Source organism: Streptomyces sp. NPDC032198 (assembly GCF_040636975.1).
In the GTDB taxonomy this organism is placed as follows: Bacteria; Actinomycetota; Actinomycetes; order Streptomycetales; family Streptomycetaceae; genus Streptomyces.
The window spans coordinates 1-11,690 of the sequence record NZ_JBEZVL010000005.1 but is presented as its reverse complement, the minus strand read 5'-3'; the positions used below and the strand labels follow the sequence as shown (position 1 = coordinate 11,690).

Annotated in this window: 10 protein-coding genes and 1 rRNA gene; 10 read left to right on the top strand and 1 reads right to left on the bottom strand. The window is 69.5% G+C overall.

What is annotated here, in order from left to right:
• Positions 1-167: 167 nt before the first annotated feature.
• The 10 genes from AB0E78_RS14010 to AB0E78_RS13965 all read left to right on the top strand — a co-directional run bounded on the left by AB0E78_RS14010 (position 168) and on the right by AB0E78_RS13965 (position 11,343).
• On the top strand, positions 168-476 hold the full coding sequence (locus AB0E78_RS14010) for a hypothetical protein (protein WP_160505898.1): 309 nt from the start codon (positions 168-170) through the stop codon (positions 474-476).
• A gap of 190 nt (positions 477-666) precedes the next feature.
• Positions 667-1,509 carry a hypothetical protein gene (locus AB0E78_RS14005; protein ID WP_361831820.1) on the top strand — a complete coding sequence of 281 codons (843 nt, stop codon included), beginning with the start codon at positions 667-669 and terminating at the stop codon, positions 1,507-1,509.
• Positions 1,499-2,839, top strand: a complete 1,341-nt coding sequence (locus AB0E78_RS14000) for a hypothetical protein (RefSeq protein ID WP_361831818.1) — start codon at positions 1,499-1,501, stop codon at positions 2,837-2,839. The genes AB0E78_RS14005 and AB0E78_RS14000 overlap by 11 nt, the downstream gene beginning before the upstream one ends.
• Positions 2,836-4,395 carry an SCO6880 family protein gene (locus AB0E78_RS13995; protein ID WP_361831816.1) on the top strand — a complete coding sequence of 520 codons (1,560 nt, stop codon included), beginning with the start codon at positions 2,836-2,838 and terminating at the stop codon, positions 4,393-4,395. The genes AB0E78_RS14000 and AB0E78_RS13995 overlap by 4 nt, the downstream gene beginning before the upstream one ends.
• A 17-nt stretch (positions 4,396-4,412) precedes the next feature.
• A complete protein-coding gene (locus tag AB0E78_RS13990; protein ID WP_361831814.1) occupies positions 4,413-5,834 on the top strand; it encodes an ATP-binding protein in 1,422 nt (473 codons plus the stop codon).
• 3 nt (positions 5,835-5,837) lie between these two features.
• A complete protein-coding gene (locus AB0E78_RS13985) occupies positions 5,838-7,466 on the top strand; it encodes a type IV secretory system conjugative DNA transfer family protein (RefSeq protein WP_361831812.1) in 1,629 nt (542 codons plus the stop codon).
• A gap of 122 nt (positions 7,467-7,588) precedes the next feature.
• On the top strand, positions 7,589-8,530 hold the full coding sequence (locus AB0E78_RS13980) for an ATP-binding cassette domain-containing protein (protein ID WP_361831810.1): 942 nt from the start codon (positions 7,589-7,591) through the stop codon (positions 8,528-8,530).
• Entirely contained in the window at positions 8,527-9,315 is a 789-nt protein-coding gene (locus AB0E78_RS13975; protein ID WP_361831808.1) for an ABC transporter permease, read from the top strand. The genes AB0E78_RS13980 and AB0E78_RS13975 overlap by 4 nt, the downstream gene beginning before the upstream one ends.
• 25 nt (positions 9,316-9,340) lie before the next feature.
• A complete protein-coding gene (locus AB0E78_RS13970; RefSeq protein ID WP_361831807.1) occupies positions 9,341-10,675 on the top strand; it encodes a histidine kinase in 1,335 nt (444 codons plus the stop codon).
• Positions 10,672-11,343: a response regulator transcription factor gene (locus AB0E78_RS13965; protein WP_361831805.1), complete on the top strand. Its 672-nt coding sequence runs from the start codon at positions 10,672-10,674 to the stop codon at positions 11,341-11,343. Before AB0E78_RS13970 ends, AB0E78_RS13965 begins: the two co-directional genes overlap by 4 nt.
• A 66-nt stretch (positions 11,344-11,409) precedes the next feature.
• Here AB0E78_RS13965 and rrf read toward each other — a convergent pair.
• Positions 11,410-11,526, bottom strand: a 5S ribosomal RNA gene (rrf, locus tag AB0E78_RS13960).
• Positions 11,527-11,690 lie beyond the last annotated feature (164 nt).

Below are 11,690 nucleotides of genomic sequence, written 5' to 3'. Positions count from 1 at the left end.
CATTGCCCGGCGTCACTCACCGTGATACACAGAGTGACCATACGTTTCAGCCAACGAATGACGCCAAGTCGACATGCACTGGCCCATTTGTCGGCGAGAATGAGCTGTCCTCTGTACTGCGGTAGGCAGAGGTGACAGAACAACCCACTAGGGGCGGTGAGTTACACATGCTTATGGCAGCCGAAAAGGGCGACATCACCACCATCATCGGCGGGATCGCCCCCGACTGGGGTCCCTTCGGGAGCCTGGGCAACGAGGCACGGGTGATGATCGAGGTCGTGATGGCGATCGCCATCCTCCTCTGTCTCGGCATTGCGATCTGGGGCGCGGCGAAGCAGCGCATCGGCGCGACGGCGCTGCGCGACACCTTCAGCGCGGAACAGGGCAAGGGCCTGATCATCGCGGGCCTGACCGGCGTCTTCATCATCGGGTCGCTCGGCACGGTCTTCACCATCGTGTACGGCATGGCGGTCTAGCCCCGCCAACCACTTACGTCCCCGTCCCCCTGCCCCCCCCCTGTCCCCCTTCGACCCACCCATCCGTCGTGCCCACCGGCTGAGGTTGCAACTCCCTGATGTCGAGTCACCACACCGCGCCCGCGCGGGAACCAGCACGGCTACCGTCGTACGTGGCGGTTCACCGAGAGGTTGAGGGGGCGTACGCGGCATGAGCCTCGACAATGAGCGGAACGACGGCCTCTACGGCGGCTCGGGCGAGACCCGGACGCGGCTCCCCGAGGGTGAGGGGGGCGGCCAGGACGGGTACGGGGGAGGGCGCAGATCCAGCCGTTCTTCGTCACGGAGCCTCGTGACGGTGGTCGGTGTGGTGGTGCTGCTCATCGCGGCCATCGCCTTCGCCAACCGCGGCGACAGCGGGGACGAGTCCTCTGCGGGGGACAGCGGCGGGAAGAAGGCGGGGGCGGGCCCCACCGCCGCCTCCGGCACGAAGCCGGTCGACGGCAAGACGTCGGGAATCCCCTCCGGCTTCGCGAAGAGCCAGCAGGGTGCGCAGTCCGCTGCCGCGAACTATGCGGTGGCGCTTGGCTCGGCGGACATGTTCAACAAGGCCAAGAGGGACAGCATCCTCCAGGTGGTCATGGCGCCGTCCAGCGTGAACACGTTCAAGACACGGCTGGACAAGGCGTACACATCTGCCTTCTTCAAGAGCGTGGGCCTGAACGCGGACAGCACGACCCCGAAGGGCTACCAGTTCGTCTCGCGCACGGTCCCGATCGGAACCAAGGTCACCAACTACGGCGGCAACAAGGCGACGGTGGAGGTCTGGTGCAGCGGCCTCCTGGGCCTGGCCGGTGAGCGGTCCACCAAGCCCGTGACCAACAGCTGGTTCACCATGACCATGAAGCTGGGATGGACGGGCGACGACTGGAAGGCCGTCACGCACTCCCAGAAGGAAGGCCCGTCCCCTGTCCCGGGCGACGACCGAGCCTCCGGATCCGACGAGATCAGCAAGGCAGTCGAAGGGTACGGAGGGTTCACCTATGCCCGGTAGCCGTCACGTACGCAAGCTCGCTGCTGCCGTCGCTGCCGTGCAGACCACAGCGGTTCTCTTCGCAACGCGCGCCTTCGCCGCACCGGAAGACGACCCCTGCGACCTGATCCACGGCCCCGCCAAAAAATACTGCGAAAAAGGCGAAAGCGGCGGAGGCGGCGGCAGCGAAGGCAAGTACCCCACCGACGCCCCCCTGGACCCCACCGCCGACCCCCTCTCCTCCCTGGCAAAGGGCTGCGCGGAAGCCGCGTCCTGGACCGTCGACAAGCTCTCCGAAGCCGTGAAGAAGACCGCCGAGGTCGACTTCACGAACCCCAGCTTCCTCAAGCAGTACGCGGTCGTCTTCGCCGCGTCGTCCATCCTGACCCTGCTCCTCTGGCTGCTCGCCGTCGCCAAACGCGCAGTGCGAGGCGTCCCCCTCACCACCGCGCTCTCCGAAGCCATCGGGTTCCTGTGGCTGACGGTCCTCGCCTCCGCCTTCACACCGCTGATCCTCTACACGGTCGTCTCCGCGGCCGACGGCGTCACGGACGTCATCGCGAAGGCGACCGGCGGCCAGACGGACAACTTCTTCGGGACGTTCTCCAGCGCCCTGAAGAAGGGCGACGGCATCGGCGGCGGCCCGATCATGCTGATCGTCGTCTCCCTCGTGTCGATCCTCGCGGCCGGCGTCCTCTGGCTCGAGCTCGTCCTCCGGGCCGCCCTGCTCTACGTGGGCGCCCTGCTCGGCACCGTCGTGTACGCGGGCCTCGTCGACAAGAACCTGTGGACGCACGTCCGCCGCTGGGCGGGGATCATGATCGCGGTGATCCTGGTGAAACCGATCATCGCCATCGTCCTCGGCCTCGCCGGGGCGCTGTCCGCAGACGACGGGCCCGACTCCTTCTCGGCGGTCGTCTCCGGCCTCTCGATCATCCTGCTCGCCATCTTCGCGAGCGCCATGATCTACCGCTTCGTCCCCGGCTTCGGCGACGAGATCGCGGGCTCCCGGAACAACCGCATCTCCCAGGGTGCCGAGAGCCGCGCCGCGGCCGTCATCACCTCCCCCGCGTCCCTCGTCTCCCAGGGCATCAAGACCCACAGCTCCCGTGGCGGCGGCGGAGACGGCGGCAGCAGTCAGCCGCGGCCCGCCAACCCGGTCAGCGGCGGCGTCGCCGCCCACAGCAGCCGCTCCAGCGGAGGCGGCGGTTCATCGAACGGCGGCGGATCCGTCCCCTCCGCCGCACCCCCGCCCCGGGGCAGCGCGACCAGCACACCGCACGCGCGCAACCGCGGCTCAGGAAATGGCTCCACAGGCACCAATCGCTCGGGAGGTGAAGGGCGTTCATGACCACCCAGTCCCACGTGTCCCATCCGGTCGCGCCCCGCCGCACATATCTGATCGGCCGTGCGCGGCCGAACGCGATCGTCGGCAAGAACCGGGAGACCGGTGAGATCGCGCTGATCATCGTCGGAGCCTTCATCGGGATGATGTGCGGGCTCCTCGTCCCCGTCCTCTCCTTGCGCATCGTGCTCCTCATGGGCTTCCCCATGCTGGCGATCGCCGCGGTCTACGTCCCCTACAAGGGCCGCACGTTCTACAAGTGGTTCGAGATCAACCGCAGCTACAAGCGCTCCCTCAAGCGCGGCACCGCCTACCGCTCCACCGTCCCCGAGGCGGGCATCCACCTGGACGGCAGGGAGATCGAGGTCGGCCCGCCGCCCGGGATCGGCCGCATCAACTGGCTGGCCGCGCCCTTCGGTCCCGATGAGATCGCCGTGCTGCTGCACGCCGACCGGCGGACCGTCACCGCCGCCATCGAGATCGAGGGCCCCGGCGTCGGCCTCCGCGACTCCGAGGACCAGGAGGCGCTCGTCGACCGGTTCGGGACGCTGCTCAAGCACGTCGCGAACGGCGACGGCTTCGTGACGCGGCTCCAGATGCTCGCGCGCACCCTCCCGGCCGACCCGGACGCCCACGCCAAGGACGTCAGCGTACGAGGCGACGACCGGGCTCTGCCCTGGCTGCAGCAGTCGTACGAGCAGCTCCAGTCGATGGTCTCCACCAGCAGCGAGCAGCACCGCGCGTATCTCGTGGCCTGCATGCACTACTCCCGCGAGCTGGCCGGCGAGGCCCAGGCCATGGCCCGCGCCAGCCGCCCGCACGGCGGCCGGAAGCTCGACAAGGACGCCGGTCTCGCGGTCGTCATGGCGCGCGAGCTGACCGACATCTGCTCGCGGCTCCAGGAAGCCGACATCCGCGTACGGCAGCCGCTCGGACAGGGCCGCCTCTCCTCGCTCGTGCACTCCATGTACGACCCGGACCACCCCATCGACCACATCCAGGCGATGACGAAGCGCAACGCCTGGCCCGCCGAGCTCGACGCCATGGAGCCCACGTACCTCCAGGCCAAGACCCGTGAGTCCTCCACCCGCGCCCCCTGGTGCCACGCCACGGCCTGGGTGAAGGAGTGGCCGATGACGCCCGTCGGCGTCAACTTCCTCGCCCCGCTGCTCGTCCACACCCCGGACGTGATCCGCACGGTCGCGGTGACCATGGACCTCGAACCCACCGAGGTCGCCATCGAGCGCATGCTGACGGAGAAGACGAACGACGAGGCGGAGGCGAGCCGCCAGGCCAAGCTGAACCGCACGGTCGACCCGCGTGACATCGCATCGAACTCCCGTCTGGACCAGCGCGGTGAGGACCTCGCGAGCGGCGCGGCCGGCGTCAACCTCGTCGGCTACATCACCGTCTCGTCCCGTTCCCCCGAAGCCCTCGCCCGCGACAAGCGCACCATCCGGGCCTCGGCCGGGAAGTCGTATCTGAAGCTGGAGTGGTGCGACCGCGAGCACCACAGGGCCTTCGTCAATACGCTGCCGTTCGCGACCGGCATCCGACGCTAGAGGCGAGGGCTGCCAACATGCGGGATCCGCTGACCATCCTCACCGATGCCTTCACGTCCTTCCTCTTCGGGAAGGTCGAGACGACCAGGCTCCCCGTGCGTACGTCGACGGGGCAGGCCCAGGCCGTCTATCTGCCGACAGCCGCCCCCGGTCTCGGCGACTCGGGCGTGATCATCGGGCGCGAGGTGTACTCCGGCAAGGGATACATCTACGACCCCTTCCAGCTCTACGGCCAGCAGCTCCCGGCGCCCCACTGGCTGGTGCTCGGCGAGTCGGGCAACGGCAAGTCGGCGCTCGAGAAGACATACGTCCTGCGGCAGTTGAGGTTCAAGGACCGCCAGGTCGTCGTCCTGGACGCACAGGGCGAGGACGGGGTGGGCGAATGGAACCTCATCGCCCAGGAGCTGGGGATAACCCCCATCCGGCTCGACCCGACCGCCGCCATGGACCTGGGCATCCGCCTCAACCCCCTCGACCCCGCGATCACCACGACGGGCCAGCTCGCGCTGCTCCGGACGATCATCGAGGTCGCGATGGGCCACGGCCTCGACGAGCGCTCGGGCTTCGCGCTCAAGGTCGCCCACGCATACGTGAACGAGACGATCGTGGAGCGCCAGCCGGTCCTCACGGACATCGTGGAGCAGCTGCGCCACCCGGAGCCGGAGTCGGCCGAAGCCATGAACGTCGCCATAGACGACGTACGGGCGTGGGGTCTGGACGTCGCGCTCGTCCTGGACCGCCTGGTCGACGGTGACCTGCGGGGCATGTTCGACGGCCCGACGACGGTCGGCATCGACCTCGACGCGCCCCTGATCGTCTTCGACCTCTCGCACATCGACCGCAACTCGATCGCCATGCCGATCCTGATGGCGATCGTGGGCGTCTGGCTCGAACACACCTGGATCCGCCCGGACCGCAAGAAGCGCATCTTCCTGGTGGAAGAGGCCTGGCACATCATCAACTCGCCCTTCGTGGCGCAGCTCTTCCAGCGCCTCCTGAAGTTCGGCCGACGGCTCGGTCTGTCCTTCGTGGCGGTGGTCCACCATCTGAGCGACGTGGTGGACGGGGCGGCGGCCAAGGAAGCCGCCGCGATCCTCAAGATGGCCTCGACCAGGACCATCTACGCCCAGAAGGCGGACGAGGCGAGGGCGACGGGCCGGGTGCTCGGCCTGCCCCGGTGGGCCGTGGAGATCATCCCGACCCTGACGCCCGGCATCGCGGTCTGGGACGTGAACGGCAACGTCCAGGTGGTCAAACACCTGATCACGGAGACCGAACGCCCCCTGGTCTTCACCGACCGCGCCATGACGGAATCGTCGGCGGACCAACTGCTCGGCGACGACGCGCTGCGGGCGGCCGAGCTGGAGGCGGAGGAGCGGGCGGCCTACATGGAGCAGCAGATGAACGGTCCTTCGTCGTCGCGTTCCGGGGTGGCATGAGCGATGGGATACCGGGGCCCTGAGCCCGAGTACCGCGAGCGGGGCGGACGCCGCGAGTCACGGGAGCGAGGCATCCCCGACGGTCTCCTCGTGGGCGGCCTCGCCTTCGTGCTCGGCCTGACCGTTCTCGTCTGGTCGGCGACGGGCCTCGCGGGCCTCTTCTCGCACGGCTCCTGGCCCGACCACGTCACCTTCGGCAATACGCCGGTGGCGATGCGGCACCTGGTCCAGCAGCCGCACGACATCGCGGGCGCGTGGCCGGCCACTCCGGCGTCCCAGCTCACGGGGTACGGGCTGTTCTGGGGGCTGCTGATCGGGCAGCTCATGGTGCTTGTCGTCCTGACCATCTTCGTCATGGGGACGGTCACGCGGTGGCGGGCGGTGCGCAGGGCGAGACGTCTGCCGCAGCAGGGTCGGGAACAGGAGCGGGAGCAGCAGGCTCGGGCGCACCAGGCGTGGGAGCAGCAGGCGTGGGAGCAGCAAGCGCCTCTGGCCGCTTCGGCTCCGGCTCCAGCTCCCTCTCCCGCCCAGGCTCCGGCTCCGGCTCCGGCCCCCGCGGTGAACAACGCCGCCCCGCCCCCCGAGCCCGCTCCCGTGGAGGCGAGCACCCTCGCGTCCGCCCCCGCTCCGGCCCCCGCTCCCGCCGGGGAACCCCTCGCGGAGCCGCCGCCGAGCTTCGCGAAAGCCGCCGTCCCCACACCCCGTACGCCCTTGGTACTGGGCCCACGGGAAACCCGTAGACCCCTGGCGGCAGAGGCCATCAGAGACGCGGAGGGCGCGGCCCTGGTCCTCACCTCGGACCCCACCCTGTGGGAGGAGACCAAGGACGCCCGCGCGAAGCTCGGCCCCGTCCTCGTCTACGACCCCTCACACCTCTGCGACACCCCGGCCAGAATGCACTGGTCCCCCACCAGCAACTGCGAGGACAGAGCGGTGGCCACGCAGCGGGCCGCCGCCCTGCTGACCGCCATAAGGCCCAGCGCCAGGCTGGACAGCAGCGTCGCCGACACCGCGGAGACCCTGCTCCGCAGCTTCCTCCACGCGGCAGCGGTGGACAGCCGCCCCATCAAGCACGTACACCGCTGGGCCCAGGGCACAGGGGTCCAGGACGCCGTACGGATCCTCCGCACCCACCAGAAGGCCACCTCGGGGGCCGCGGGCGAGCTGGAGGCGGCGCTCACCGCGTACCCGGAACGCCGCGACATGGCGCAGGAGTTGACCGCACGCGCGCTCTCCTCCCTCTTCACCCTGAACGTACGGGAATCCTGCACCCCCAACCGAACCGATGCCCTCACACTGGATTCCTTCATCGATGAAGGGGGCACGCTTTTTGTGGTGGGTGAAGCCATCGAGGACCCCAAATCACCCAAGGGGCCGGGCGCGATGCCCCTCCTCACAGCACTCGCCTCAAGCGTGGTCGAGCACGGCCGGCGCATGGCCGAACGGTCATCCTCCGGTCGGCTCGACCCACCAATGACGCTGGTCCTCGACGACGTGGCCGCCGTGGCCCCGCTCCCCCAGCTCCCGGAGCTCCTGTCCACCGGCGCGGACCGCGGCCTGCCCACCCTGGCCCTCCTCCGCTCCCGCGAACAGGCCCGCACCCGCTGGCCGCACGCGGAACTCCCCGGCTGAGCGGCTGCCGCCCCTCCACCCGTCCTCAGGGTCACCGTCCTACCCCGGTACTACCCGCACCCACCCACGTCCCGCCCCTGGTCCGACGCCCCGCGCCCCCCGCGGACGCCAGCATCAGAAGCATGATTCGGGCATACGAACTGACCAAGCGCTACGGCGAGAAGACCGTCGTGGAGGACCTGAGCTTCACCGTCCACCCCGGCACGGTCACCGGCTTCCTCGGCCCCAACGGCGCGGGCAAGTCGACCACCATGCGGATGCTGCTCGGCCTGGACGCCCCGACCCGCGGGCGCTCCACCATCGGCGAGCGGACGTACGCGACGCACACCGCGCCCCTGCACGAGGTGGGCGCGCTCCTCGAAGCGCGGTCCGTGCACCCGGGCCGCACCGCCTTCCACCACCTGATGGCCCTGGCCCACACGCACGGCATCCCGCGCCGCCGCGTCGAGAAGGTCCTGGACCTCGTGGGCATCCACGAGGTGGCCCGCAAGCGCGTGAAGGGCTTCTCGCTCGGCATGGGCCAGCGCCTCGGCATCGCCGCCGCACTCCTCGGCGACCCGGCCGTGGTCATCCTCGACGAACCGGTCAACGGCCTGGACCCCGAGGGCGTCCTGTGGATCCGCAACCTCCTCAAGTCCCTTGCCGCAGAGGGCCGTACGGTCCTGGTCTCCTCGCACCTCATGAGCGAGATGGCGCTGACCGCAGAGCACCTGATCATCATCGGCCGCGGCAGGCTCCTCGCGGACACGACGGTCGAGCAGTTCGTACGCGAGTCCGGCACCGGCTCCGTCAAGGTCGTCACCCCCGAGGCGGGCCTCCTCGGCGAGCTGCTCGCCGCGCCCGGCGTACAGATCACGAGTGACGCGCCGAGCGTCCTGGACGTACGCGGCACGGACGGCGAACACATCGGCCGCACGGCGGCGCAGCACGGCATCCCCCTCTTCGAACTGACCCCGCACACCGCCTCCTTGGAGCAGGCCTTCATGGACCTGACGCGGGACTCGGCCGAGTACGTCGCGTCGGTGTCCGCCGCTGCGGGAGTGCCGGAAGGAGCAGCGGCATGAGCACCGCGACCGCCGTTCCCGCCCCCTACCGCCTGACCTCCCGCGGGATCCTCCGCTCCGAGTGGCACAAGCTGTGGACGCTGCGCTCCACCTGGATCATGCTCGGCGTGGCGAGCGTCTTCACCGTCGTCCTCGGCATGATCCTCGCCGCCACGTACACGCCCAGCCCCGAGGACGAGATCGACCCGGTCATGAACGCCCTGCTCGGCACCCAGGTCGGCCAGGTCGCGATCGCGGTCCTCGGCATCCTGCTCACCGCGGGTGAGTACTCGACGGGCATGGTGCGGGCCACGATGACCGCGGTGCCGCGCCGGCTGCCGGTGCTGTGGGCGAAGACGACGGTGTTCACCACCGTCGCCCTCCTGACGCTCCTGGTCACGAACTTCGTCACGTTCCCGCTGGCCGAACTGTTCCTCGGGGGCACGGACCTGGAGGCGTCGTTCAAGGACCCCGGCGTCGTGCGCGCCCTGGCGGGCTCCGCCGCCGGGACCACCCTCATCGGCGTCATCGTGCTCGGCCTCGGCTCGGCCCTGCGCAGCATCCCGGGGACGATCGGCGCGTACGTCGGCGGCCTGATCCTCCTGCCGCAGCTCGCCACGATGATCCCGAACGACACGGTGCAGGACCTCCTGAACTACTTCCCGCTCCCGGCCGCCGAGTCCCTAGCTGCCCTGCACACCACGTCGGGCGACCTCGCGCCCGGCACGGGCCTGCTGGCACTGTGCGCGTGGGCGGTGGCATCCCTGGCAGCGGCGGCGATCCTGCTGAGGCGACGGGACGTATGAGCACTTCTCGTACGAGGATGAACCCGTGAACCCCCGGACCTCCCCGCAGGCCAGCGGCAGCGATCAGGGCGCCCCGGACCAGGACTGGTCCGCGGGCGCCCAGCCGCTGACCCGGTACGTGGAGCGCGGAGTCCAGTGGGTGCGTACCTTCGACCGGCGGCGCCCGCTGGTCTGGGACCTCCTGCTGACCGGGTTCTTCGTGACCGCCGGGCTGATCGACCTGGTGGGAGACGGCTGGCGGAACATAGCCCAGAACACGGACGTCCCCGCCTGGCTCCTGTACGCGATCACGCTGACCGTCACGGTGCCGCTCCTGTGGCGCCGCCGCCACCCGCTCGCGGTGTACTCGGTGATGCTCCTGGCGGGCCTCGCCAACAACTGGACGGGAGCCGTCCTCCAGGGTTCGCTCACCCTGCTCATCGTGGTCTTCAACATCGCGATACGGCTGCCGCCGCGCACGCTGGCCTGGACGTACTGCCTGACGCTCGCCCCTGTCGTGGTCGGACGCGTCCGCTACCCGCAGGGCAGTTGGGACCAGCAGGTCGTCCCGACCATGATGAGCTTCGCGATCGTCGCCCTGATGGGCATCGCGTTCCGCACCCGCCAGGAGTACATGGCCTCCCTCGTGCAGCGCGCCAAGCAGCTCGAAGTCGAACGCGATCAGCAGGCGCAGCTGGCCACCAACGCCGAACGCACGCGTATCGCCCGGGAGATGCACGACATCATCGGCCACAATCTCTCGGTCATCACGACCCTCGCGGACGGCGGTGCGTACGCCGCCGCCAAGTCCCCGGAGCGCGCCGCGCAGGCCCTCACGGCGATCGGAGCCACCAGCCGCCAGGCCCTGACGGAACTGCGCCGGCTCCTGGACGTCCTGCGCGATGAGGCCCCCGAGGCCCCCGAGGCCGCCGCCCTCGCTCCCCAGCCGGCCCTCACCGACCTGGACCGGCTCATCGACGGGGTACGGGCCGCGGGCCTTCCGGTACGCAGCACGGTGATCGGCCACCCGGACTCGATCCCGGCGGGCCGCCAGCTCACGGTCTACCGAGTGGTGCAGGAGGCCCTCACGAACACGCTCAAGCACGGGGGTCCGGGGGCGACGGCCACCGTGGAGGTCACGTACGGCGATGACGGGGTCCGGGTGAGGGTGACGGATACGGGGGCGGACGGCAGCCGCTTCGGGTCCTCCGGTCGCGGTCTCACATCCGCCGGTCGGGGTCTCACGTCCTCCGGTCGGGGTCTCACGGGAATGCGCGAGCGAACGGCCTTGTACGGCGGGACACTTGAGGCAGGCCCGCTCCCCCACCCGCAGGCTGGCTGGCACGTCGAACTCCGTCTCCCCAAGGAACCCGCCCAGTGACCACAGTCCTCATCGTCGACGACCAGCCGATGCAACGCTTCGGCTTCCGCATGCTTCTGGAGAGCCAGGACGACATGAAGGTGGTGGGCGAGGCGGGCAACGGCAGCGAAGCCGTCCGCATGACGGCCGAACTCCACCCGGACGTCGCCCTGATGGACATCCGCATGCCGGGCCTGGACGGCATCGAGGCCACGCGCCGCATCGTGGCGGCGGGCGACCGCACCCGCGTCCTGATCCTCACCACGTTCGACCTCGACGAGTACGCCCACGCGGGCCTGCGGGCAGGAGCCTCGGGCTTCCTCATCAAGGACGCCCTGCCGGAGGAGCTGCTCTCCGGCATCCGCGCGGTCGCCACGGGAGACGCAGTCGTCGCCCCGAGCCTGACCCGCCGCCTGCTCGACGCGTACGCCGACCGCCTGCCGGCACATTCCGGCGACGACACCGCCCCTCACCGGGACCCGCGCCTGGCCTCGCTGACGGACCGGGAACGGGAAATCCTGACGGTTATCGGCCAGGGCTGGACGAACGCGGAGATCGCGGGTCGCCTGCACCTCGCGGAATCGACGGTGAAGACGCACGTCGGCCGCATTCTCGCGAAGACAGGGGCGAGGGACCGGGTGCAGGCGGTCATTCTGGCGTACGACACGAAATTGGTGAGGCCGGAGTAATGGCCTTTGGGATAAACGCAGAAAACCCCCGCACCCAGAGGGTGCGGGGGTTTCCCGTTAATAATAGTTCGGCGGCGTCCTACTCTCCCACAGGGTCCCCCCTGCAGTACCATCGGCGCTGTGAGGCTTAGCTTCCGGGTTCGGAATGTAACCGGGCGTTTCCCTCACGCTATGACCACCGAAACACTATGAAACTGTCAACCGCACCGTAGTCGTGGCCCGACATACGGGGTTGTTCGTGGTTTCAGAACCAACACAGTGGACGCGAGCAACTGAGGACAAGCCCTCGGCCTATTAGTACCAGTCACCTCCACCCGTTACCGGGCTTCCAGATCTGGCCTATCAAC